Below are 25,033 nucleotides of genomic sequence, written 5' to 3'. Positions count from 1 at the left end.
GCGCAACCATGCGTCCGGCGCTTGAGGTGGCGGACATCTTCCGCCGCTGCGGCCCTAACTACCGGCAGACCCATGCCGACGCCCTCAGTCGTGCCCAGCGCCGCGCGATGAGCGCCATCGAGCTGTGCCGCACCGCCGCGCTCGGCGGTCATGTCGAGCAGTGCGATGCCTGCGGCCATCAGCGCATTGCCTACGACTCGTGCCGCCATCGCTGCTGTCCGAAGTGCCAGTCGCTTGCCCGCGCGCAGTGGCTGGAACGCCGACGCGCAGAGCTGCTCCCCGAAGTGGAGTACTTCCATGTCGTCTTCACGCTGCCCGAACCCGTTGCGGCACTCGCGTACCAGAACAAGCGCGTGCTCTACGACATGCTGTTCCGCACCAGCGCCGCGACGTTGCGCGCGATCGCCGCCGATCCGAAACACCTCGGCGCGGAGATCGGATTCCTCTCGGTTCTGCACACGTGGGGGCAGAATCTGCTGCACCATCCGCACGTGCACTGCGTCGTGCCGGGCGGCGGCATCGCCCCGGACGGCGAACGCTGGATCGCCTGCCGGCCGGGCTTCTTCCTGCCCGTGCGGGTGCTCTCGCGCCTGTTTCGCCGCCTGTTCGTCGAGCAACTGCGCCGCGCATTCGATGACGGCGGGCTGCGTTTCCATGGCCAGCTCGAGCCGCTGCGTGATGCCCGCGCATTCGCCGCCTGGCTCGCGCCCGTCGCTCACACGGAGTGGGTCGTCTACGCGAAGCCACCGTTTGGCGGTGCTGCACAGGTGCTCGATTACCTGGGCCGCTATACCCATCGCGTCGCCATCTCCAATAACCGGCTGCTGAGCTTCGACGGACACGCCGTGCAGTTCCGCTGGAAGGACTACCGGCACGACGCCCGGCACAGCACCATGACGCTCACGGCCGAGGAGTTCATGCGCCGCTTCCTGCTGCATGTGCTGCCCGACGGGTTCAAGCGCATCCGCAGCTACGGGTGGCTCGCCAACTGTCACCGGACGCAGCGCCTGGCCACCTGCCGGCAACTGCTCGGCGTCGAGCCTCCCGCCGCTGCGTCGGCCGAACCCGGCGAAGACTACCGTGAACGCTACCAGCGGCTCACCGGCAGGTCACTGCGGGACTGCCCCGTGTGCGGCAAGGGCCACATGCTTCGCATTGAAGATACGCCCGGCAGCCTCCCACGAGCCCCGCCTGGTCCTGCCCATGCGCGCTAGTTGCCACTGCACCAGTTTCCGCACACGTTCACCTTTCCCGATGAGGCTAACGCAGCCGGACTCGTGCCATCGATCCGCGATCGCGTCAGAATATGCCAAAACTGCGGGTTACTGGCCTGCCGACGCCTGCTTTCCTGAGTCTTTCGCCTGCGAGGCTTCTCCTCATCGCTGGAAATCTGTTTGCACTCGCCCGTGCTGGACATCAGAAATTACCGCGGTGGTCATTCAACGCCCATAGCAGTCACCGCCTGCGGAGCGGCTTAGCACAAATGGTTTTTTAGTTACCGCTCGCGGACTGATCCCGATCGGCTCCGTTATGCCTCTGTGGCCGCGATCGCTAACCAAAAAGTCCTCTGCCTTATGCGAAGCTTTCCATAAGCAGATTATGCCAAGTCGTTGATTATGGAAAGTAGTTGGGCTGGTCGGCGGCACGATCCGGTAATCACAGGGTGTGGCAGCAGGTGACGCCCCACGAACTCGACATAATCTCAGCGATGATCTGGAGTAACGGTTCCACCTGAGGGGACCGTTATGAAGCCAACCTGTTTGCACACGGGCAAGTCCAACGCGCCGTCTTTTGCATCATTCCCGGCGCACATTACTGACGAATTGCATCGCTACGATGCCTATCTGCGCGATGTGCGAGGACTGGCGGCCGAGACCCGTAAGAACCGACTTCGCGTTGTCGGCCTGCTCTTGCGAGACAGATTCGAGCGGTGCGCTATCGACTTCAGAAAGGTGCGCCCCGACGATGTTCGCCAGTTTCTTTCGGCGCAGTTGAGAGCCGGTGGCTCGGCCTCTTATGCCTCCCATCTGGCAGCAACGTTACGTAGTTATCTGCGTTACCGGATCGTTTGCGGAGACCAGCCCGGCAAGCTCTCCACCGTCATTCTGAGTCCGGTCCACTGGAAGCTGGCATCCCTGCCACGTGCGCTCAAGCCAGAAGAAGTTATCCGCCTCCTGGACGCCGTTGCAGGCGCTCGGCGCTGGCCGAAGCGTAGCTATGTGATTGTCCGGCTGGCACTGGACATGGGGTTGCGTTCTAGCGAGATCGCACATCTCATGATCCGCGACATCGACTGGCGCGCAGGCACAGTGACGCTGAGAGGTACGAAGTCGCTGCGCCAGGACGTCATGCCGTTGCCGATGGCATGCGGGCAGGCGCTGGCTGACTATCTGCAACACGAACGTCCGGCGACCAGCCACCCGGCCGTCTTTGTCCGGCGGGTAGCAGGGCGAGACCAGCCCGTTACCTCGACGGCGATCCAGAAGGTGATCAAGCGGGCCTGCCGTCGTAGCGGTCTGCCGCACGCCAGTGCTCACGCACTTCGGCATACCCTGGCCTGTCGTCTCGTCGAGAACGGCAGTTCACTCAAGGAAGTGGCTGACCTGCTGCGTCACCGGTCGCTCAATACCACCCTGATCTACGCCAAGCTCGACACGCCGAAGCTGTCGGCAGTCGCTCTGCCGTGGCCGGGGAGGCCATCATGAGCGCGCGCATCAGCTTGCAGCAGCGGATCGACGACTACCTCGCCGAGAGACGCTCCTTGGGATTTGAGTTGCGCTCGCGGGACACGCTCCTGGCCAGTTTCGCCCGTTACGTCGCCGAGCGGCATCACCGTGGCCCACTTACGGCCGACCTCATGACGGATTGGGCCCGACAGGATAAATGGCACCGTGACACGCCGGCAACCTGGGCGGCCCGGTTGGCGATAGTTCGCCACTTCGCCCGCTACCTGAAGCAGTTCGAACCGGATATCGAAATCCCCGAGGAGCCGGTCTTCGGTCCTGAGCGCGGACGTGTTGCCCCACATATCTTCCACGAGGACGAAATCGTTGCGTTGCTGGCGGCGGCCTGCCGGCTCGATCCAAAGGGAAGTCTCCGGCCAGTTACCTACGAGACCTTGTTCGGCCTGATGGCCTCGACTGGCCTGCGGGTCTCCGAGGCCATTCATTTGCGCGATGCCGACGTCGATCTCAAGCATGGGATGCTGACCATCCGACAGACCAAGTTCGCCAAGTCGCGACAGTTGCCGATCCATCCGGGCACCGTTGCTGCGTTAAAGCGCTACCGACGGCAGCGCATGCAGCAGGTTGCCACTAGCCCTGACATGTCGTTTCTGATCAGCAGTCGTGGTCGGCGACTGGGACAGCCCCTTGGGGAGCGACAGGCTCATCGTGTCTTCAACTCGCTACGTGACAGCCTTGGCTGGGTGAACCGCGGCGCGCATACGGCGCCACGGCTTCATGATCTGCGGCATACCTTCGCCGTGCGACGCATGATGCTCTGGCATGCCGAGGGCACCGACATCGATCAGATGATGCTGGCGCTGTCGACCTACATGGGCCATGCCGAGATCTTCTACACGTACTGGTATCTGACAGCTGTTCCGGAATTGATGGCCTTGGCCGGCGGCAAGTTTGAGCGTTTCGCCGATCTCGCCGGAGACGGCAATGAATAGGCAAACTAAGGCTGCGCCTTCGTTTGCCGCGCTCGTGCAAGCCTGGTTCGCCGAATACCTGACCCAGCAGCGGGCACTCAGCGAGCAAACCGTTGCAGCCTATCGCGATAGCTTCGTACTCTTCCTTGACTTCGTCGAGGCGAGCCTGGGCAAGCCGCCAGCCAGGATGGCACTCGCCGATATGACGCCGGAACTGATCATGGCCTTCCTCGATCATCTTGAACGCCAAAGGCACAATTGTGTGCGCACTCGCAATGCACGTCTGGCAGCGCTGCGCTCGTTCCTGAAGTTTGCCGCGCACCGCGATGTCGCGTCGCTACAGGTGATTGAGCGCGCCCTGGGCGTTCCGGTCAAGCGCTTCGAGCGCCCGATGTTTAGTTATCTGTCGCGCGAGGAGATGCTAACGGTGATCGGTACGCCCAGCGGTTCCTGGCTGAGCCAACGGGATCACCTTCTGTTCCTGCTGATGTACAACACCGGAGCGCGCGTCTCGGAGATTACCGGGGTGAAAGTCGCGGACGTGGTCCTTGATGACAGTTCTGCCTGCATTCATTTGCGCGGTAAAGGACGCAAGCAGCGCAGTGTGCCGCTTTGGCGCTCTACCGTGAAGGCGGTACGGGCATGGTTACGGATCAATCCGGAATTCCAGCCGACATCGTCACTGCTTCCGAATCGGAACGGTCACGCAATGACGAGAGCCAATGTCGCGTTGAGGCTGACATTGGCTGCCAGGAACGCAGCCCATTCCTCTCCCGGTCTGGCAGAGCGGCACGTATCGCCCCATACCATCCGCCACTATATGCCCTTCCGAATTATGTCTTGTAATCGCGTGACGGCGCGCTTTTTAGGCCAAATGGCCGATGCCGGATAGAGATAATCTTTACTCCTTCCAGCCGCTCCCCACGCCGGGGAAGGAGGTCATCGTGAAGTACGCCATTCATGATCAGGTCACGCTCTCTCAGGCGCCAGAAGGGCCGCTTGCAGCCCATTTGGTATCGTTTGCGGATGCGATCAGCTCCCAGGGATACAGCGCACAGTCCATGAAGCAGCAGGTACGTATCGCCGCATGCTTTAGTCGATGGCTTAAGAAGACAGGCGTCAGCGTACAGGACATCTGCTACGACCACGCGACACGGTATTTGCGCTATCGCGCCCGACATGTGCAACCTTACCTTGGAGATCGGGCTGCACTCCGTCATCTCATCGATTTTATGCGCAGTGAGGGCGTGATTCCCGTCGAGAAGACAGCAACACGTCGGGCGCCACCTGCGGAGATCTGTGCACAGGCATACGCAGAGTACTTGCGCGACGCTAAGGCTCTTGCCGCAACGACGGTCATTAATTACGTGCCATTCATCCGCGATTTTCTCCACCATTGCTTCGGTGACGGGAGGGTCAACTTATCGCGCCTACGTGCCGTGGATGTCGTGAGCTTCGTGCAGTTCCATGCACCAAGTTTGCATTTGAAGCGAGCCAAGCTAATGACCACTGCACTGCGCTCCTTTCTACGCTATGCGCGCTATCGCGGCGACGTTACGCTGGATCTGGCTGCCGCCGTTCCGGTCGTCGCCAACTGGTCGATGCCGTCAATTCCTCGAGCGATTTCTGCTGAGCAGACGCGGCAGCTGCTGGCTAGCATCGATAGACAGACCTCGGTTGGGCGTCGTGACTACGCCATCCTGCTCCTGCTCGCGCGATTGGGGTTACGCGCTGGTGAGGTGGCTTTTCTCGAACTCGACGACATCAACTGGAGCGCGGGCCAGGTGAGCGTCCGCGGCAAGGGCGGCCAACGCTGCGAGCTACCCTTACCCGCCGACGTCGGCAAGGCGATTGCCGCATATTTGCGGTACGGGCGTCCTCATAGCGCCAGTCGCCGCGTATTTTTGCGTGCAAAGGCGCCCATCACAGGTTTTCGTGGGCAAAGTGGCGTCGGCTCCCTCGTCCGGAATTCGCTTCAGCGCGCTGGCATCGACGCACCCACGATGGGTGCCCATCAGTTCCGCCACGGACTGGCCACCCAGATGTTGAGCCGTGGGGCCTCGCTCAGCGAGATCGGCGAGGTATTGGGACATCATCATCCACAAACAACGAAGATCTATACGTCGGTAGACATCAAGGCATTGCGCACACTTGCTTTGCCCTGGCCGGGAGGTGTGCGATGAACACACTTCGACAAGCCGTTAAGGAGTACATCGATCTGAGGCGAAGCCTGGGATTCAAGCTGAGAGAGGCAGGCAATGCGCTACCAGATTTCGTCGCGTTTATGGAACGGCATCGTGCTCCCTACGTTACCCAGGCATTGGCTCTCGCGTGGGCTCAACAGCCATCGGATGTCCGGCCCGCGCAATGGGCGCAACGTCTGAGCTATGTACGACAGTTTGCGCGCCATCGCAGTGCTACCGATCTTCGCACCGAGATACCAGCGCCAGGCTTGTTACCGTTTCAACCGAAGCGGGCTAGACCGTACTTATATTCGACCAGCGAGATCTGCGCATTATTGCAGGCTGCACTCCAAATGCCATATCGTTATGAACGGGGTGCCCTGCTGCCGTGGACCTATCATTGCCTGTTCGGATTGCTGAGCGTATCAGGAATGCGTCTGGGTGAAGCGCGCAATCTCGAGCTACAGGACGTGGATCTGACCGCGGGGATATTGACTGTCCGCGGAGCGAAACTAGGCAAGACGAGATTGGTTCCTTTGCATGCCTCGACCTGCGAGGTGCTCGCAAACTATATCGCAAAACGCCAACGTCATTGGGCGGGGCGACCGGTATCCTCGTACCTGTTCGTGTCGAGCTGGGGCAACCGGCTGGACAGCGGTCAGATTCATCGCGCTTTCTATGCGTTGTCGCGGCAGATCGGCTTGCGCGGTGAGTCAGACCGTCACGGGCCGCGTCTGCACGATATGAGGCACGTGTTCGCAACCAACACACTTGTACGCTGGTACCGGTCCGATCAGGATCCCGAGCGTCGCCTACCAATCCTGTCGGCCTACCTCGGTCATGTCCACGTTGAGGATACGCAGTGGTATTTAAGCGCCTCGCCCGAACTGATGCGTGAGGCGATGCGTCGACTCGAACAACGCTGGGAGGACGTGCAATGACTACTTCAGCGACGTTCGCTCCACTACTGGAACTCTTCTTCACGCAGCGCCTGATGCAGCAGCGTCAGGCGAGCCCTTACACCATCACCTCCTATCGCGATACCTTTCGGCAACTTCTGAAGTTCGTGCAGCAGCGTTTGCATAAACCGCCGTCCCGGCTTAACTTCGAAGACATCGATGCGCCTTTGATTGTCGCGTTCCTCGATGAACTCGAGAAGCACCAGGGTGTCAGCGTTCGCACTCGCAATCTACGCCTCGCGGCAATTCATTCCTTCTTTCACTACGCAGCCCTCGAAACTCCGACTCATTCGGCGCAGATCCAGCGGGTGCTTGCTATCCCTAGCAAACGCTTCACGCGTACACTGGTCCACTTTTTGACGCGCCCTGAAGTCGACGCCTTGCTAGCCGCGCCTGATCAAGGCACCTGGTCTGGTCGGCGCGATCACGCCTTTATGTTGGTCGCCGTACAGACCGGCCTTCGCCTGTCCGAGATGACCGGTCTCAAACGTGAGGACCTGATCCTTGGCGCAGGCGCTCACGTGCGGGTGATCGGGAAAGGTCGGAGAGAGCGCTGTACACCCATCGCGAGATCCACACGCGCCGTACTGAAAGCGTGGTTGCGAGAACCACAACGTGGTGATGGCACGGTTCTGTTTCCCAGCGCGCGGGGTGAACGCCTCAGCGTCCATGGTGTGCAGTACCTGCTAAACAAGCACCGCAAGACCGCCTGTGAAGTCTGCCCGTCGTTGAAGCAAAAGCGGGTCACCGTCCACTGTTTGAGACACACCATGGCCATGGACCTTCTGCAACAAGGCGTTCGTCGCTCGGTCATCGCGTTGTGGCTCGGGCATGAATCGGTTGCGACAACGGAGATCTATATCGAAGCGACCCTTGCGATGAAAGAACAGGCCCTTGAGAAGGCAACTCCGCGACACGGCAAGCCTGGACGCTTCAAGCCGACAGACGAGCTTCTCGACTTTCTGAGCAGTCTTTAGCGGCCTGAAATTATGTCGGGTAATAACTTGGGCACGTCTGGCACATCTGCTTTCGACACGCACCGTTCGGGTAGATCGTCGAAGTTCAATCGTGCCGCCCGACATAATTCGGAAGGGCATATAGTGGCGGCTATTTCTATCAAGAGATAGTCGGCACACCACGGCCATGCACCTACTACAGGCTGGCGTCGACATCAGCGTAATCGCATTGTGGCTCGGACATGAGAGCCCCGTCACGACGCACCATTACGTCGAAGCCGACCTGACCATGAAGGAACGTGCACTTGCCAGGCTTCACGAACCAGGAAGCAAGGTCCCGCGCTATCAGGCACCTGACTCGCTGCTCAACTTCCTGAAGGCGCTGTGATTATGCAAAGGCCGGAATTCGTGCTTGCCGCTTTCCATCAGCTCTCGACGCGACTTCCGACCTGCTACTTTCCATAATCAACGACTTGGCATAATCGGGGCGGTTTCAAAATACAAGTGCAACAGCCTCAGTTAGGATGCGTTGCATGGGAAAAATATACGAACATCTGAGCGCCGAAGAGCGCGGCGTGATCTTCGCAATGAAGCTCGAGGACCGTACCTTAAGCGCAATTGCACTGGCTTTGCAGCGCTCGCGGAGCACGATCAGTCGGGAGTTGAGGCGCAATAACTGGAAGCCGAAGCACGAACGCGGCGCACTGGGCAGGCCGCCAGTTGCGGGTGGATACAATGCAACATCCGCTGGGCGCCGGGCAACGCAGCTTCGCCATAAGCCGCGTCGCGAGCGGAAGCTTCAGCCTGAAGGAGCCCTTTGGGCTGAAGTGCGTGAGCACCTGGATGAGTGTCATTCACCTGAACAGATTTCCGCCGAACTCAAACGCAATCATCCGGACAAACCTGCCTTGAACGCGTCGCACGAGACCATCTACAACGCCATCTACGCCATGCCGCGCGGCGAGCTCAAGCGCGAGCTGGTGGGCCTGTTAAGACAGGGACGTAGCGCGCGCAAGCCGCGCACGCGAGGCGAAGACCGACGGGGCAAGCTGGTCGATATGGCAAGCATTCATATCCGGCCTCCGGAGGCCAATGAGCGGCAGATTGCCGGACACTGGGAAGGTGATCTGATCAAGGGGGCGGGCAACGGTTCAGCAGTGGGCACACTGATCGATCGAAGCACACTGTTCGTGATGCTGGTGAAGATGGAGGACAGTACTGCCGAAGCGGCGCTGAAGGCGTATAGCGCTGCGTTTGCGCCTCTAGATCCGGAACTGCTCAAGACCCTGACTTACGATCAGGGCAAGGAAATGGCGCTACACAAGAAGCTGGCCGAGACAACCGGCATCAAGGTGTATTTCTGTGATCCGCATAGCCCCTGGCAACGAGGTATCTGCGAGAACACCAACGGGCTGTTGCGCCAGTTCCTGCCGAAGGGAACAGACCTGTCAAAGTTCTCGCAGCGCGAGCTTGATGCGATTGCACTGAACCTGAATCGACGCCCTCGAAAAACACTTGGATGGCGCAGGCCAGGCGAAGTCTTCATTGATAACTGTGCAAAGCAAGGTATTGTCATCGATCCAGCTGTTGAACTTGGTATTTGAAACCGCCCGGCTATTACAGTCAATCCGGGCCGGCGCGTAGCAAGCCGCGGTATGGTCAAGCACAGCGCTTCACGGCCTTTCTTCGTATGCCCTTAAGCGACGCAATCCGCGGAGCAGGCAGCCTCGCTTTGGATTGCGTCACCCTGTCAAAGCAACCTCGTGCGATAGTTCACGCTCAGTTCATGGCCGGGTAATCTGTATAGCCGGCAACATCACCGCCGAAGAAGCTGCTGCTGTCGGCGGCATTCAGCGGGTGTCCGTCGCGCAGGCGGGCCGGCAAATCCGGGTTTGCGATAAAAGGGCGTCCAAACGCGACGATATCAGCTCGGCCGCTGGCGATCGCTTTTTCGGCGGTTTCACGGTCATAGCCGCCAGCGATCATCAACACGCCCTTATATTCGTCTCGCAGCAATTTGATGATGGCGTCCCAGCGCGGGTCGAAATTCTCGTCCTTCACCGTACCAACCATAGCTGGCTCGACGAGATGCAAATAGGCGAGGCCGTAGTCATTGAGCTTTCGCACAATATAGCCGAACGTTGCCTCAGGCGTTTCGTCACCCATACCCATGAAACGGCCCATCGGGGTCAGGCGAACAGCGACGTTTTGCGGACCCACTTCGTCGCTGACCGCAGCCACGACTTCAAGCAGGAGTCGCGCGCGATTTTCGATGCTGCCGCCGTAGCTATCCTGCCGATGGTTGCTACTGCTGTTGATGAACTGGTCCAGCAAATAGCCGTTCCCAGCATGAATTTCGACACCATCCATGCCGGCCGCGATCGCATTGGTTGCGGCACGCCGGTAGTCGGCGACGATGTCACGAATGCCTTCGACGGTCAGTTCCTGCGGTACCGGTACGTCGCTCCATACACCGTTGCCGGCTTCGTCAAGAATGAACGTCTTCCCGGGAACCGGCATGGCGGTAGGTGCAACAGGCAGGCCGCCATTGGGCTGGAACACCGGATGCGATACACGGCCGACGTGCCACAACTGGAGGAACATGTGACCGCCTTCTTCATGCACAGCCTTGCTGACAGCACGCCAGCCTTCAATCTGCTCTTCCGTGTGGATACCCGGTGTCCACGCATAACCCTGGCCTTGCTGTGAGATCTGCGTTGCTTCACTCACGATCAGCGCCGCGCTGGCGCGTTGCCGATAGTATTCGACGTTCAGGTCCGTCGGCACATTGTCCGGTCGGCCAGCACGCGAGCGCGTCAGGGGCGCCATCGCGACGCGATGGCCAAGGGCGAGCCGGCCGAGTTTGATCGGGTTAAAGAGGTGCTTCGTCATGGTGTATCTCCGTCAAAGATGTGAAGTGCGCGTTGCAGGCCCGCCGTTTGCATTTCAAGGCACTTCGCATCGCTGCGTGCCTCACGTGAGTCTTCCGCTACCAATCGATTCCGTGGCCTATGAGAAGTCGTATTCGTCGTTGACTGTCATGCGTCGGTGCTGCGTGTCCATGCGGTGGTCGATGCATGTAAGGGTAGGTGAGACCAGGCCTGGGCGGAATCCCAACGGCGCGCCACACACCATTGCGTGGTGTGCAAAGCTCAAGGAAGGCATTGCGGGTGTTGCGGCGTTTGCGGGCAGTCGCCAGCAGTGGCCGAATGCCAGCTGCTATTGATTGACGCGAGCGGTCACTGAGGTCCGCTCGCCAGTTCGGATACAAAATCGATAAACGCATTCACTCTTCGCGACCCGCGTTCGTTGGGAAGATAGAGCGCGCTTACAACAGCCCGTGCGTCGTTCGGGCCCGCCTCGAACTCGGCGAACAGCCGCGTGAGTGCCCCCGACTGGACGTCCGATTCCACCAGCCAGTCAGGAAGTAACGCGATACCCATACCGTCCAACGTCGCCTCGCGTAATACTTCGGAGCTGTTTGCCTTGAGCCGCCCTGTCACAGGCACGCGCCTTTCTTCCTTCTCACGCGAAAATGTCCAGACTTGAGGTTCTGTCGTGTAGGTGAATCGAAGGCATTCATGGTCTGCCAATTCGTCAGGAGACGCGGGATAGCCTGCTCGATCGAGGTATTCGCTGCTCGCGACAAGATAACGAGCGAAGATCCCGACGCGCTTGCTGACGACGTCAGCAATGGACGCTACCTCGCCGAGGCGAATAGCGACGTCTATTCGCTCGCTGACCAGATCGACAAATGCATCGCTAAGTTTGACGTCCAGTTCGAGCTTTGGGTATTTTTTCAGAAACGCCGCGAGAGCAGGTGCGATCCGTCGGGCGCCGAATGCGACTGGCACGGAAACGCGTAACGGGCCCGATGGCTCACCGCCTCTATCCGAAACAGACGCGTCCGCGTCGGCCATATCTTCGAGTAGTTTTTTCGCCTTGGCATAGTAGGAGGTTCCCGCCTCGGAGAGGGTGACCTGGCGAGTGCTTCGATTCAGCAGTACCGCGCCAAGCTGCTTCTCAAGCGAATAGACAGAGCGCATGACCGAGGATGTCGCCAGATCGAGGCGCCGTGCCGCACTCGAAAAACCGCCCGCCTCGGCGACTTCCACGAACGCCCGGAGCGCCAATAGCTTGTCCATGATCTGGTTCCGTTCGGTTTGCAACTTTTGCGATGGCCGCGCCGGCGGACCAGCGGGGCCATGCATTCTCAACGAAATACTATCAAACGACACGATCTTTCAGGTACGAAGGCGCCTGTCGACAACATCGGCGGTACGAATCGACAAAACAATTCGCTCAAATACACCTCGCCCACGTGGAACGGCATTACTGCCAACGCACTGTACTCTGCCGGTGGCGTCGCGGGTAGTTTCTCGGAGAATCAGATCTGGTCCGTCGGGATGGGCTATATGGGAGGCCCTGTGCGTCTCGGCATCGCGTTTGTGGACGCGTTTGACCCAAATGTCTCGATGTTTGGAGCAACGCCGGCAGCGGGCGGCGCTACAACGAACAATTTCGGGTCCTTAGGTTCGGCGACAACCGCACAACGAAACCCGGTCATCGCGGGCTATGCATCGGCGCACCGGGAGCAGATCTTCGGTATGGGCGGCTCATATGTGGCTGGCCCGGCGACGCTGGGCCTCGTTTATACCAACACGCGATTTGCCGGTTTGGGTTCGTCTTCGGGACCGAATCCGCTGTCATACTCGGGTAGCTCGACCTTCAACACGGTTGAAGCGAACCTGCAATATCAGGTTTCGGCACCCGTGACACTAGGACTGTCGTATTCGTTCACCAAGGACGATGGTCCCAATGATCAAAGTGCGCGCTATCAGCAGGTGACGGTCGGTGCCCATTACTTTCTCTCCAAACGCACGGACGTCTATATGGTCGCCGCCTATCAGCGCGCCTCCGGAACGAACTCGCCAGGACAAAGCGCGGTTGCTTCGATCGCAGGACTGACGCCGTCAGCGAGAAACCAGAGGTTGTGGATACGATAGGATTGGCCCACCGTTTCTAAGCCTCGATCACCAGCGGCAGCGCCGCTGGGTTACGTGCTGGTGACCTTCATCATTCCGATCGGGCGCTAGTGGCTAAGCTTCATAATGCGGTCACCCAGAGCAATGCCGAGTTCCGACATGCTGATACCGAGCCGTCTTTGCGATAGTTCCCAACGTGACAGCGCGGATTGTAGGTGCTTGCCGCCAACCGAGAGAGCCTGAGCCAGCGCAACCGCGTTCGCGGCCGCCTTGGCAGTGCTGCCAGCGGTGTGCGGACGCGGGACGTATGCGGAATCTCCGAGCAGGACTGCCCGGCCGAACATCATCTTTTCGACCCGAAGGTCCTGAATCGCCTGAACGAACGGCTCGACAGTCGCTTTCACCAGCAACTGAAGCGTTGGGGCAAGCAACTGGCTGGCGGCCGCGCGTAACTCGGCGATATCGTCATCCCTGGTAGTGCCGGGCGGCAAAGAGGTACTGCGTTGCTTGCCGTGCCGGTCGAGCATCAGTGTCCTTAGGTTGTCGGGCGACAATGGCCGATACCAAACCCAGTTCCAGCGGCGCCTGCCAGGTTCGGTCGCACCATCTTCCCCCGGTACGAGATAGACCAGGATCAGATGCGCTTCGCCCTGCTGGAAGGTTAATCGGTCACGCAGAATGTCCGCGGCTTCAGTAGGCAGATCGCTTTCTTCGACGAGGCCACGCCATGCGATATAGCCTGCATAGGTGGGCTCGAGGCCAGGTAGCAGCTGTGCGCGGACCGTAGAGCGCGCGCCGTCGGCGCCAATCAATAGATCTGCGTGCTCCACGCGACCGCTTTCGAAATGGGCTGTGACCGTTTCCCCGATTTGCTCGAGACGGGTGAAGCGTTCGCCCGGGTGAATGACTTCGGGCGGCAAAGCACGTCTCATTGCGCTGTAAATCAGGTTCCACGAGGTCTGCGTCTGCGGCATGTTGAACCGCTCGATAATACGGTCGGACCGGTCAAGATAGATGCGCTCGCCGGAGTCCACGCCGGGAGGGGTGGGTAACGCGACCCCGCCGAAGCGGAAGGCTTCCATGACATCAGGCTGCAGTACGATTCCGCCGCCCCGGCTGTCGAGTTCACTAGACATCATGTATGGACCTGCCGCACCTCAAGGTACGCGGATTAAGCTTGAGGTGGGTTACGCCGCGGCTCAGAGCCGCCATTGAGGGGGCAGGTCATGAACAAGTTTAGCAAGTACGTGGGCCTGGATGTACATCAGGAAACGATTGCCGTGGCGGTCGCCGACACGGCCGGCGAGGTGCGGTATATGGGCGAGATCGTGAACACGCCGGAGGCCATCACGAAGCTGGTCGCACAGCTCAAGCGGAGCACGGGACGGCTGGCGTTCTGCTATGAAGCCGGCCCGTGCGGCTACACAATCTGCCGGCAACTGCGTGAGCTGAAGCAGGACTGTCAGGTCATCGCGCCGTCACTGATTCCGAAGAAGCCGGGCGAGCGCGTGAAGACCGACCGGCGCGATGCCCTAAGCCTGGCGCGCCTGCATCGCGCCGACGAGTTGAGCCCCGTGTGGATTCCAGATGAGGCCCAGGAGGCACTGCGCGATCTGACCCGTGCGCGTGAGGACATGAAGCATCTGCAGCGCCAGGCCAAGCAACGGCTGTTGTCGTTCCTGTCGCGCCATGGCCATCGCTACAACGGCCGCTCCAGGTGGACGCAAGCGCACTGGCGCTGGCTGGAAGGCATCAAGTTCGCCCGGCCTGAGCAACAGATCGTGCTGCAGGAATATATCGACACGGTGCAGGCCTGTAGCCGGCGCGTGGCCAGCCTCGACCGCGAAGTCGAGACAGCCGCGCACGCCAGCCCGGTTTGGCCGGTAATCGAGGCGTTGATGGCGCTGCGCGGCATCAGTCTGCTCGCGGCTGTGACGGTGGTCGCGGAACTCGGTGATCTCGCACGGTTTGCCAACGCGCCCCAACTGATGGCTTATCTGGGCCTGGTGCCCAGCGAACACTCCAGCGGCAAGCGCGAGCGCCGCGGTGGCATCACCAAGACCGGCAACGGCCATGTCCGGCGGGTACTCATCGAAGCAGCGTGGACCTATCGTCATGCCGCACGAAAGACCGCGATCCTGCAGCGGCGCGCCGAGCGTACACCGCCGGAGGTCCAGGAGATCGCCTGGCCGGCGCAAAAGCGGCTGTGTCAACGCTTTCGAAACCTGATGGCACGCGGCAAGCTCAAGAACCAGGTCTGTACCGCCATTGCGCGCGAGCTCGTCGGCTTTATCTGGGCTATCGGGCAATACGTCATCCCCCTCAGTCGAGCTTAGCCGGCATGAGAGGATCGAGTATGCAACAGGATGTTTGGGCCAGGACCAGGCAACGGTGGGAGAACCCTCGTGGTAACACTAGGAGGCAACTGGAAACAGCACAACCCTCGAAACTAGATTGAGGCAGCTCCCCGACGCTTCGTTTGTCATGCGGTAACCAACCCGCGCATATCAGAATGATCAACCGTCGGATAACCGCCTCGTCCTGGCCCAAACACCCTGTTGGTAACGACCGTCAGAGAGACGGTCTCGCATGGTCGTGAGCGCGCAAGCGCCGCCCTCACGACCAATGCTTAGCATGGAAAACCGACGTCGCGTCAAGGGTCCGCTACGCCGGGCTGAAGCCCGCCCTTGACCCGTCAACCTTCGGGAAACCGCGCTTTGGCACTTGACACGGTCCATACATATCAGTGTCATGAGTTAAAAATTCATTGAATGATGCCGATCACGTATTAAAGTGTTCTGTGTAGCACTTGATACGCGGAGGCAACGATGAGTGGACGGCCCAAAGGGGAGCTCGTGCTGAGCGAAGCGGAGCGCGAAGACCTGCAAGCGCTGACGATGCGACGCAAGACTGCGCAGGCCCTGGCATTGCGGGCGCGCATCGTGTTGGCCTGTGCCGGTGGCATGGACAACAAGACAGTTGCGGCGAAACATCGGGTCACTCAGCAAACGGTTTCGAAGTGGCGGGCGAGGTTCGTGATTCACCGTCTGGACGGACTGCTCGATGCACCACGGCCCGGCGCGCCGAGGACGATTGATGACACGCGGGTCGATGCGGTCATCGCGAAGACGCTTGAGTCCGTTCCTGTCGGAGCGACTCACTGGAGCACGCGCACGATGGCTCGCGAGATGAAACTGTCGCAGACGGCGGTTACGCGGATCTGGCGTGCTTTTGGTTTGCAGCCGCATCGGCAGGAAACGTTCAAACTCTCCAGCGATCCGATGTTCGTCGACAAGGTGCGAGATATCGTCGGGCTTTACCTGGACCCGCCGCTCAAGGCTATGGTGCTGTGCGTGGACGAGAAGAGCCAGATTCAGGCGCTCGATCGCACGCAACCCATGTTGCCGTTGGCACCCGGCATCGCTGAGCGACGCACCCACGATTACATGCGCCACGGCACGACCACCCTGTTCGCGGCACTGGACATCGCTACTGGAGAAGTGATCGGCGAGGTACATCGGCGACATCGCAGCAGCGAATTCGTGCGCTTTCTGCGCACCATCGAAGCCAGCGTGCCGTCTTACCTGGATGTGCATCTGGTGATGGACAACTATGGCACGCACAAGACGGCCTCGATCAAAGCCTGGTTCGCTCGTCATCCTCGCTTCCATGTTCACTTCACGCCCACCTCGGCGTCGTGGCTTAACCAGGTCGAACGATGGTTCGCTTCGCTCACTGAAAAATACCTTCGACGCGGTACGCATCGGTCGACACGTCAACTCGAAGACGCGATCCGTCATTACCTGGATGTCTATAACGCGAACCCCAAACCGTTTGTCTGGAGCAAGTCGGCCGATGAGATCCTGGCCAGCCTCGAACGGTTTTGTGTGCGGGTCCGGAAGGCTGCGGCAGGAGCATCATGAATATCAATACCGATGCAATTGATGAAGTTTCCCTGGCGCTTCTCTACCTGACCCTGCATGACCGATACCGTGCATGGAAGGGCTTCGACCGGGACGTGCTGAACCGACTCCATGAACGAGGCTTCATCGAAGACCCTGTCAACAAGACGAAGTCCGTGATCTTTACGGAAGAAGGACTGCGCGAGTCCGAGCGACTTTTTAATCAGCACTTTGTCATTCCGGAAAGAACAGGGAATTGATTCAACGAACTTCTAACTCATGACACTAGTTGTGCAGAGCTTCCTTAACTTTGCCGGAAAGCTGTTTACATCCTGTCTTTTGGGCGAGACAGAGATGGTGCGGAAGATGTTGCGAGACGACCAATATGAGCGCGTTGCATTACAGCTACCGGGTAAATCCGGCGATCGAGGACGAACCGCTGCCGACAATCGGGATTTCGTCGAGGCGGTGCTGTGGATCGCCCGTACCGGTAGCCCGTGGCGCGATTTGCCTGAGGAGTTTGGCCTTTGGAACAGCGTGTACAAGCGCTTCAGTCGATGGTCACGTGCCGGGGTATGGCACACGGTATTTGCCGAGCTGGCCGCCGATGCAGATTTCGAGGAAGTCTTCATCGATAGCACCATTGTTCGCGCTCATCAGCACGCTGCTGGGGCTCCCAAAAAAAGGTGATCAGGCGCTGGGTCGCTCGCGAGGTGGACTCAGTACGAAAATTCATGCGCTGGTTGACGGCCTGGGCATGCTGGCGAAATTTCGTTTGACGGGTGGTCAGGCAGGTGACAGCCCTGAAGCTCTGCCATTGCTGGGCGATCTGAAGCCCGATAGTGTGGCGGCCGACAAGGCATATGACACGGATGCACTGATCGAACATCTGCACACGTTCGATGTTCAAGCGGTCATCCCGAGTCGCGCAAACCGGCTCGTGCAACGCCCTCTGGATAAGCATCTCTATCGGTCCCGTAACCTGGTCGAACGGTTCTTCGCGCGCATCAAGCAGTTTCGCCGCGTCGCCACGCGATACGACAAACTGTCTGAGCGATTTGCTTCGTTTGTCGCCTTGGCTGCAGCCTTCATATGGCTCGTCTAATGTCAACACACCCTAGGCTGATAAGTAGGTTTTTCAAGGGGTTACGGACGAAACGGAGCGGCGGGAAAAGCGAAATTATCGCATGCGCCGTCAATGCCGGCCGGCGAGCCGTTCAGCCCCGCTTCCAGGACCTGCGCCTCGCCCCGCCCCGCCGATGAAACCCGCCCGCGACTCAGATAACCTCGACTCGCTTGTCTCCGCTGACCATTTCGCCGATCACGCACGCCTCGTCGAAACCGTCGGCGCGGAACAGGGCGAGCACCTCGTCGACTGCCTCCGGCGCGCACGAAACCAGCAGGCCGCCCGAGGTTTGCGGATCAGTGAGCAGGGTCCGGGCCGTCGACGGCAATGAGGAAGGCAAAACAATGTCCTTGCCATAAGCGTCCCAGTTGCGCCCCGAAGCGCCGGTAAAAATGCCGGCTTCCGCGAAGCCGACCACGTCCGGCAGCCAGGGCAGATCCGCATAGCGCACGCGGGCGGTCAGATTCGACCCGCGGGCCAATTCCAGCGTATGACCCAGCAAGCCAAAGCCGGTGATGTCCGTGAGGGCATGCACGCCGTCGAGCGCGGACAGCGCCGCGCCCGGCCGGTTGAGCTTGGTCGTGGCCGCGATCATCGCGGCATAGCCGTTTGAATCGAGCCGGTCTTTTTTCAGCGCGGCCGACAGCACGCCCACGCCCAGCGGCTTGCCGAGGATCAGCACGTCGCCCGCCCGCGCATCGGCATTCCGTTTGACACGCCGCGGATCGACCACGCCGATCGCAACGAGGCCGTAGATGGGTTCCACCGAATCGATCGAATGACCGCCGGCGAGGGGAATGCCGGCTTCGGCGCAGACGGACTCGCCACCCTTCAGCACTGCCGCGATCACGTCGTGCGGCAGCACATTGACCGGCATGCCGACGATCGCCAGCGCCATGATCGGCTTGCCGCCCATGGCATAGACGTCGGACAGCGCATTGGTGGCGGCGATGCGGCCGAAGTCGAACGGGTCGTCGACGATCGGCATGAAGAAGTCGGTGGTGGCGACGATCGCCTGCTCGTCGTTGAGCCGGTAGACGGCGGCGTCGTCGGCGGTATCGTTGCCGACCAGCAGGTCGGGAAAGAACGGCAGCGGCGCGCTGCGCTTGAGCAGGTCGGCAAGCAGGCCGGGGGCGATCTTGCAGCCGCAGCCTCCGCCGTGCGACAGGCTGGTCAGGCGGGGCGAAGGGTTTGCGGTGGGAAGGGTGTCGGTCATGTGTGGCGCGGATTCCAAGCTTCGAATGACCACATTATGGCGGTTGTGCGCGCGCGGCGCAGGACAGCGGCCGCCCGCGGCGTTGGTCGTTGCAGACGCAATCAACTGACGCAAAAGGATTAATGCATGGTTCCGTCTAAATCGGCTGTAGTACTTCATATTTAACGACGTGAATGGGATGGATAGTCTCGCTGCAGAACTTCATATGGGCTTCTATAATCGTTATTGGTATCCCAAAAAGAGCCGAGGCCATTACATGACCCACATGTCCCGGCGACAATTTCTGAAGGTCTCCGCCACCACGCTCGCCGGATCAAGTTTGGCCCTCATGGGCTTCTCTCCGGCACCCGCGCTAGCCGAAGTCCGTCAGTACAAACTGTCGCGCACAACTGAAACCCGCAACACCTGCCCGTACTGTTCGGTGGGCTGCGGCATCCTGATGTATGGACTTGGCGACAACGCCAAGAATGCAAAGTCCAGCATCATCCATATCGAAGGCGATCCCGATCACCCGGTAAACCGCGGCACGTTGTGCCCGAAGGGTGCGAGCCTGATCGACTTCATTCACAGTCCGAGCCGGCTGAAGTATCCGGAGTACCGCGCGGCTGGATCGAATGAATGGAAGCGGATTGCCTGGGAAGACGCGCTCGATCGTATCGCCAGGCTGATGAAGGAAGACCGCGATGCCAATTTCGTCGAGACGACGGAAGACGGCAAGAAGGTCAACCGCTGGCTGACCACCGGCATGCTCGCCGCATCGGCCGGTAGCAATGAAGTGGGATATTTGACGCACAAGACTGTCCGCAGTCTTGGCATGCTCGCATTCGATAATCAGGCACGTGTTTGACATGGCCCGACGGTGGCAGGTCTTGCCCCGACGTTTGGCCGTGGAGCGATGACGAACCATTGGGTCGACATCAAGAACGCGGATGTGATTCTCGTGATGGGCGGCAATGCGGCCGAGGCGCACCCGTGTGGATTCAAGTGGGTCACGGAAGCGAAGGCGCACCGCAAGGCAAGGTTGATCGTGGTCGATCCGCGCTTTACGCGCACGGCCTCGGTCGCGGACTACTACGCGCAGATTCGGACCGGCTCGGACATCGTGTTCCTGGGCGGGGTGATCAACTATTTGCTCACCAACGACAAGATTCAGCACGAGTACGTCAAGAATTACACGGATATGCCGTTCATCGTGCGCGAGGATTTTTCGTTCACAGACGGCCTGTATTCCGGTTACGACGCGGATAAACGCAGCTACGACAAGAGTACGTGGGACTACGAGCGTGGCGACGACGGCTACGCCAAAATCGATCCGACGCTGCAGCACCCGCGCTGCGTCTATCAGCTGATGAAGCAGCACTACTCGCGCTATACGCCCGAGCAGGTCGAGAGGACCTGTGGCACACCGAAGGAAAAATTCCTCAAGGTGTGCGAGATGCTGGCATCGACGGCCGTCCCCGGGCGTGCCGGCACGATCCTGTATGCGCTCGGCTGGACGCATCATTCGATCGGCGCGCAGATCATCCGCACGGGCGCGATGGTGCAATTGCTGCTGGGCAACATCGGCATTGCGGGCGGCGGCATGAACGCGCTACGCGGTCACTCGAACATCCAGGGGTTGACCGACCTTGGTTTGATGTCGAACCTGTTGCCGGGCTACATGACGCTGCCGATGGAAGCCGAGCAGGACTTCGACGCCTTCATCACGCAGCGCGCGAGCCAGCCGCTTCGGCCGAATCAGTTGAGTTACTGGCGCAACTACCGCGCCTTTCATGTCAGCTTCATGAAGTCGTGGTGGGGCGATAACGCGACCGCCGAGAACAACTTCGGCTACGACTATCTGCCGAAGCTCGATAAGTCATACGACATGCTGCAGGTCTTCGAACTGATGAATCAAGGCAAGATGACCGGCTACATCGCGCAGGGCTTCAACCCGCTCGCCGCGGCGCCGAACAAGGCGAAGATCGGCGCGAGTCTGGCCAAGCTGAAGTGGCTCGTCATCATGGATCCGCTCGCCACCGAAACCTCCGAGTTCTGGAAGAACTTCGGCGAGTTCAACGACGTCGATCCTGTGAAGATTCAAACGGAAGTTTTCCGTCTGCCGACCACCTGTTTCGCCGAAGAACGCGGCTCGCTGGTCAGTTCCAGCCGCGTGCTGCAGTGGCACTGGCAGGGCGCGGACGGCCCGGGCGAAGCGAAGAGCGACCTCGAAATCATGTCGGGTCTGTGGCTGCGCATTCGTAAGGCTTATCAGGAGAACGGCGGCAAGTATCCCGATCCGATTCTCAAGATGAGCTGGCCGTACTCCGATCCGGAAAGTCCGACGCCTGAAGAAATCGCCATGGAGTTCAACGGCAAGGCGCTCGCCGACGTGACCGACGCCACCGACAAAACCAAGGTGCTCGCCAAAAAGGGCGAGCAGCTGGCGAGCTTCGCGCAGTTGCGCGACGACGGCAGCACGGCAAGCGGCTGCTGGATCTTCTGCGGTGCGTGGACTCAGGCGGGCAACCAGATGGGCCGCCGCGACAACTCGGACCCGACCGGCATTGGCAATACGTTGAACTGGGCATGGGCGTGGCCGGCGAACCGGCGGATTCTGTACAACCGTGCTTCGTGCGACGTCAGCGGCAAACCGTTCGATCCCACGCGCAAGCTGATCGCGTGGAACGGTAAGACGTGGAGCGGTGCGGACATTCCCGACTTCAAGGTGGACGAGCCGCCTGAAAACGGCATGAATCCGTTCATCATGAATGCGGAGGGCGTGGCGCGCTTCTTCTCGCGCGACGGTCTGGTGGAAGGTCCATTCCCCGAGCACTACGAACCGTTTGAAACGCCGCTCGGCTATAACCCGCTACATCCGGATAACAAGGCGGTCGTCAGCAGTCCGGCGGCGCGCGTGTTCCCGGACGACCGGGCCGCCTTCGGCACGCATGAGAACTTCCCGCATACGGCCACCACGTATCGTCTGACCGAGCATTTCCATTACTGGACCAAGCACGCGCGTTTGAACGCGATCGTGCAGCCGCAACAGTTCGTGGAGATCGGCGAGGATCTGGCGAAGGAGGTGGGCGTGGTCGCGGGGGATCGCGTGAAGGTGTCGTCCAACCGCGGACACATCATCGCCGTGGCGCTCGTCACCAAGCGGATCAAACCGCTGATGATCGAAGGAAAAAAGGTCCAGACAGTCGGGTTGCCGTTGCACTGGGGCTTCAAGGGGCTCGCGCAGCCGGGCTATCTCGTCAATACGCTGACGCCCTCCGTGGGCGACGGGAATTCGCAAACACCGGAATTCAAGTCGTTCCTCGTCAAGGTCGAAAAGGCATAAGGAAAAGAGATGGCACTGCAATCACTGGATATCAAACGCCTCTCGGCCACGACCTTGCCCGAACCGCAAGTGCGTGAGCCGGTGACGGGCACAGTCGCCAAGCTCATCGACGTATCGAAGTGCATTGGCTGCAAGGCGTGTCAGACGGCTTGTATGGAGTGGAACGATCTGCGCGACGAGATCGGTACGACGACCGGCATCTATGACAACCCGCGCGATCTGTCAGAGCATTCGTGGACCGTCATGCGGTTCTCGGAGTACGAGAACACCGAAGGCGATCTCGAGTGGCTGATCCGCAAGGACGGCTGCATGCACTGCGAGGATCCGGGCTGTCTGAAGGCCTGTCCGTCGCCGGGCGCGATCGTTCAATACACGAACGGCATCGTGGATTTTCACGAGGAAAACTGCATCGGCTGCGGCTATTGCATCACCGGTTGCCCGTTCAACGTGCCGCGCATTTCGAAGAAGGACAACCGTGCGTACAAATGCACGCTGTGTTCGGACCGCGTGGCTGTCGGTCAGGAGCCGGCGTGCGTGAAGACTTGCCCGACCGGCGCGATCATGTTCGGCACCAAGGAGGACATGAAGCAGCAGGCGGCGGATCGGATTGTCGATCTGAAGGAGCGTGGATTCCAGAACGCCGGGTTGTACGATCCTGCCGGCGTGGGCGGCACGCATGTGATGTACGTGCTGCACCACGCCGACAAAGCCAACCTGTATCACGGTTTGCCGCAGAATCCGAAGATCAGCGCGATGGTTTATCTATGGAAAGGTCTGGCGAAACCGCTGGCGTTGGCAGGTATTGCGTTTGCTGCGCTGGCAGGGTTCTTCCACTACACGCGTGTCGGTCCGAACGAGGTGACGGAGGCGGAAGAAGTCGAAGCCCAACATGAAGCTGACGAAGCACGCCGTTCGCGGGAGGCATCTGATGACGCACGCTGAGCACAATGAGCACGGTGTGCTCAAAGACGTGAAAGGCAACCGCCTGATCGAGCGTTACACGCCGAATGAACGGACGAATCACTGGATCACTGCCATCACGTTCGTCTTGCTGGCGCTCTCCGGCCTCGCCATGTTTCATCCGGCGATGTCGTGGCTGTACGCGATCTTTGGCGGCGGGCAATGGACGCGGATTCTGCATCCGTTTGTCGGTTGCGTGATGTTCCTGTCGTTCCTGATTCTTGCGTTGCGCTTCTGGCATCACAATTATCTGGACAAAGCCGACATCCAGTGGATGAAGCAGATCGACGACGTGCTCAACAATCGTGAGGAAAAGCTCCCCGCGATCGGAAAGTACAACGCCGGCCAAAAGCTGCTATTTTTCACTATGGTGATTTGCCTGCTGCTGTTGCTGGCGAGCGGCGTTGTGATCTGGCGGCGCTATTTCTCGTTCTATTTCCCGATCGAGATCATCCGCCTCGCGGCGCTGGTTCATGCTGCAGCTGCGTTCGTGCTGATCGTCGGCATCGTCGTGCATATTTATGCGGCGCTGTGGATCAAGGGCTCGGTCGGTGCGATGACGCGCGGGACCGTGACCTACGGCTGGGCGAGAAAGCATCATCCGAACTGGTTCAAGGAAATCATCGGCAAGCAGGATCGGTAAAGGATAGGTAAAAAAAGCGCGGCACAACTTGCCGCGCACCGCACCCCGAGCCGCCGCCCTTGTTCGACGAACAGCGGCGGCTCTTCAGTTTTCAGCGCAGTTTTCAGAGGTCGATACTTTGGTTCAACGCATTCTTGAAGCCGGCGATATCGAATCGCTCGATCACACGGCGATTCCCCGTGTCCGTACGCCGGAACGGCTGGCGGTCTTTTCGGCGCGCGCTGCGCGGCTGCGTCAACTGGCGGCGCTCAGTAATCCGATCGCCGGCTATTTGCGCCTGATGGCCGTGCTGGCGGACGCGCAGCAAGCCGTGATCACCGGCTTCGAGGCGAAGCCGCCTGGCGCCGAGTTGATCGCGAGTGCGCAGCAGCATTCCATGCCGCTGATTCCGGCGCTTTCCGGCGTGCGCGATCCGGCGTGGCACGACGTTCTGCTGCAGTTGGTCGACAAGGTGCAAGCCGCCGGCCCGCTCACACCGCCGCTCGAAGCACTGATTGAAAAGCTGCGAACGCTGGACCAGGCCACGCTCGAATCCCAGGCCGACGCGATTTTCGCGCAGCGCTTCGAGGAAGTCGATCCCGCGTGCGCGCCGTTCATCATGGCCGCGCTGCAAGTCGTATGGACCGACCTCGCTGCCGACATCGATAAGCGTGAGGTGCCGTACCTCGAGACGCTCGGTCTGTGTCCTGTATGCGGATCGCATCCGGTGGCGAGCATGGTGCGTGTGGGCGGTACGTATGACAATTACCGCTACCTGCAATGCGGTCTGTGTGCGACCGAGTGGCACATGGTCCGCGCGAAATGTTCGAACTGCGACTCGACCAAGGGCATTGCCTATCACGCTGTCGGCGCGCAGGACACCGACGAGGCCACCCGGGAAGCCGATTCCAGGAATGCAGTCTTGAAGGCGGAGTCGTGCGACGAATGCCATACTTACCGGAAAATCGGCATTCAGTCGAAGGACTACGATTTCGAACCGTTCGCGGACGATCTCGCCAGTCTCACTCTGGACTTGCTGATGGGAGCGGAGGGTTACCGGCGCGCGTCGCCGCATCCGTGGCTCTGGCCGGAACCGGCCGGCACCGCGGCTGATGACTCTTCCGACGAGTCAGACTGAGAAAGA

The 25,033-nt window shown here is 60.1% G+C and carries 21 protein-coding genes and 1 pseudogene; 18 read left to right on the top strand and 4 right to left on the bottom strand.

Features of this window, described 5'->3' with window-relative positions; translation table 11 throughout:
- The first annotated feature begins 8 nt into the window (after window positions 1–8).
- The 9 genes and pseudogenes from AYM40_RS30050 to AYM40_RS30010 all read left to right on the top strand — a co-directional run bounded on the left by AYM40_RS30050 (window position 9) and on the right by AYM40_RS30010 (window position 9,357).
- Window positions 9–1,214: an IS91 family transposase gene (locus tag AYM40_RS30050; protein WP_063499680.1), complete on the top strand. Its 1,206-nt coding sequence runs from the start codon at window positions 9–11 to the stop codon at window positions 1,212–1,214.
- 531 nt (window positions 1,215–1,745) lie between these two features.
- Window positions 1,746–2,705: a tyrosine-type recombinase/integrase gene (locus AYM40_RS30045; RefSeq protein ID WP_063499679.1), complete on the top strand. Its 960-nt coding sequence runs from the start codon at window positions 1,746–1,748 to the stop codon at window positions 2,703–2,705.
- Window positions 2,702–3,676 (top strand): tyrosine-type recombinase/integrase, encoded by a 975-nt coding sequence (locus tag AYM40_RS30040; RefSeq protein ID WP_063499678.1) that lies wholly within the window; start codon window positions 2,702–2,704, stop codon window positions 3,674–3,676. The genes AYM40_RS30045 and AYM40_RS30040 overlap by 4 nt, the downstream gene beginning before the upstream one ends.
- Window positions 3,636–4,547 (top strand): tyrosine-type recombinase/integrase, encoded by a 912-nt coding sequence (locus AYM40_RS30035; protein ID WP_236720993.1) that lies wholly within the window; start codon window positions 3,636–3,638, stop codon window positions 4,545–4,547. The genes AYM40_RS30040 and AYM40_RS30035 overlap by 41 nt, the downstream gene beginning before the upstream one ends.
- A 52-nt stretch (window positions 4,548–4,599) precedes the next feature.
- Window positions 4,600–5,838, top strand: a complete 1,239-nt coding sequence (locus AYM40_RS30030; protein WP_063500806.1) for a site-specific integrase — start codon at window positions 4,600–4,602, stop codon at window positions 5,836–5,838.
- Window positions 5,835–6,779, top strand: a complete 945-nt coding sequence (locus tag AYM40_RS30025; RefSeq protein ID WP_063499596.1) for a tyrosine-type recombinase/integrase — start codon at window positions 5,835–5,837, stop codon at window positions 6,777–6,779. Before AYM40_RS30030 ends, AYM40_RS30025 begins: the two co-directional genes overlap by 4 nt.
- Entirely contained in the window at window positions 6,776–7,774 is a 999-nt protein-coding gene (locus tag AYM40_RS30020; RefSeq protein WP_063499677.1) for a site-specific integrase, read from the top strand. The genes AYM40_RS30025 and AYM40_RS30020 overlap by 4 nt, the downstream gene beginning before the upstream one ends.
- Before the next feature lie 151 nt (window positions 7,775–7,925).
- A pseudogene (locus AYM40_RS30015) lies at window positions 7,926–8,141 on the top strand (tyrosine-type recombinase/integrase); the annotation flags it as partial.
- Between the two features lie 145 nt (window positions 8,142–8,286).
- The gene (locus AYM40_RS30010; RefSeq protein WP_063499675.1) at window positions 8,287–9,357 is read left to right on the top strand and encodes an IS30 family transposase; all 1,071 of its coding nucleotides are present in this window, start codon (window positions 8,287–8,289) and stop codon (window positions 9,355–9,357) included.
- 175 nt (window positions 9,358–9,532) lie between these two features.
- Here AYM40_RS30010 and AYM40_RS30005 read toward each other — a convergent pair whose 3' ends face one another.
- Entirely contained in the window at window positions 9,533–10,645 is a 1,113-nt protein-coding gene (locus tag AYM40_RS30005) for an alkene reductase (protein WP_063499674.1), read from the bottom strand.
- A 347-nt stretch (window positions 10,646–10,992) separates the two neighbouring features.
- Complete coding sequence (locus AYM40_RS30000) at window positions 10,993–11,898, bottom strand: LysR family transcriptional regulator (protein WP_063500805.1); 906 nt, start codon at window positions 11,896–11,898, stop codon at window positions 10,993–10,995.
- Between the two features lie 60 nt (window positions 11,899–11,958).
- On the opposite strand from AYM40_RS30000, the gene AYM40_RS29995 reads away from it, so the two are divergent.
- Entirely contained in the window at window positions 11,959–12,759 is an 801-nt protein-coding gene (locus AYM40_RS29995) for a porin (protein WP_063499673.1), read from the top strand.
- Between the two features lie 86 nt (window positions 12,760–12,845).
- Here the strand turns inward: AYM40_RS29995 and AYM40_RS29990 are convergent, their stop codons facing one another.
- A complete protein-coding gene (locus AYM40_RS29990; RefSeq protein ID WP_335341240.1) occupies window positions 12,846–13,874 on the bottom strand; it encodes an FAD binding domain-containing protein in 1,029 nt (342 codons plus the stop codon).
- Window positions 13,875–13,964: 90 nt separating this feature from the next.
- Here AYM40_RS29990 and AYM40_RS29985 point away from each other — a divergent pair, with 90 nt between their 5' ends.
- The 4 genes from AYM40_RS29985 (at window position 13,965) to AYM40_RS29965 (ending at window position 17,745) form a co-directional block, all read left to right on the top strand.
- Window positions 13,965–15,074 (top strand): IS110 family transposase, encoded by a 1,110-nt coding sequence (locus AYM40_RS29985; protein WP_063499671.1) that lies wholly within the window; start codon window positions 13,965–13,967, stop codon window positions 15,072–15,074.
- Between the two features lie 492 nt (window positions 15,075–15,566).
- Complete coding sequence (locus AYM40_RS29980; RefSeq protein ID WP_063499670.1) at window positions 15,567–16,661, top strand: IS630 family transposase; 1,095 nt, start codon at window positions 15,567–15,569, stop codon at window positions 16,659–16,661.
- Complete coding sequence (locus tag AYM40_RS29975) at window positions 16,658–16,900, top strand: DUF6429 family protein (RefSeq protein WP_063499669.1); 243 nt, start codon at window positions 16,658–16,660, stop codon at window positions 16,898–16,900. Before AYM40_RS29980 ends, AYM40_RS29975 begins: the two co-directional genes overlap by 4 nt.
- Window positions 16,901–16,994: 94 nt before the next feature.
- Window positions 16,995–17,745 (top strand): IS5 family transposase gene (locus AYM40_RS29965; RefSeq protein WP_420488524.1). Its coding sequence is split into 2 segments (ribosomal slippage): window positions 16,995–17,323 and window positions 17,322–17,745, totalling 753 coding nucleotides; the frame shifts between segments, so codons are not numbered across the junction.
- Between the two features lie 172 nt (window positions 17,746–17,917).
- Here AYM40_RS29965 and selD read toward each other — a convergent pair.
- Window positions 17,918–18,982 carry a selenide, water dikinase SelD gene (gene selD, locus AYM40_RS29960; RefSeq protein WP_063500804.1) on the bottom strand — a complete coding sequence of 355 codons (1,065 nt, stop codon included), beginning with the start codon at window positions 18,980–18,982 and terminating at the stop codon, window positions 17,918–17,920.
- Window positions 18,983–19,238: 256 nt separating this feature from the next.
- Between selD and fdnG the strand changes: the two genes are divergently transcribed.
- The 4 genes from fdnG (at window position 19,239) to fdhE (ending at window position 25,027) form a co-directional block, all read left to right on the top strand.
- Entirely contained in the window at window positions 19,239–22,307 is a 3,069-nt protein-coding gene (fdnG, locus tag AYM40_RS29950; RefSeq protein WP_082855515.1) for a formate dehydrogenase-N subunit alpha, read from the top strand.
- A gap of 9 nt (window positions 22,308–22,316) precedes the next feature.
- On the top strand, window positions 22,317–23,249 hold the full coding sequence (fdxH, locus tag AYM40_RS29945; RefSeq protein WP_063499666.1) for a formate dehydrogenase subunit beta: 933 nt from the start codon (window positions 22,317–22,319) through the stop codon (window positions 23,247–23,249).
- Window positions 23,236–23,910, top strand: a complete 675-nt coding sequence (locus AYM40_RS29940; protein ID WP_063499665.1) for a formate dehydrogenase subunit gamma — start codon at window positions 23,236–23,238, stop codon at window positions 23,908–23,910. Before fdxH ends, AYM40_RS29940 begins: the two co-directional genes overlap by 14 nt.
- A 118-nt stretch (window positions 23,911–24,028) precedes the next feature.
- The gene (fdhE, locus tag AYM40_RS29935; RefSeq protein ID WP_063499664.1) at window positions 24,029–25,027 is read left to right on the top strand and encodes a formate dehydrogenase accessory protein FdhE; all 999 of its coding nucleotides are present in this window, start codon (window positions 24,029–24,031) and stop codon (window positions 25,025–25,027) included.
- Window positions 25,028–25,033: the final 6 nt, after the last annotated feature.

Source organism: Paraburkholderia phytofirmans OLGA172, assembly GCF_001634365.1.
In the GTDB taxonomy this organism is placed as follows: Bacteria; Pseudomonadota; Gammaproteobacteria; order Burkholderiales; family Burkholderiaceae; genus Paraburkholderia.
The sequence above is the reverse complement of the archived record's forward strand: the minus strand, read 5'-3'. Positions and strand labels throughout refer to the sequence as shown.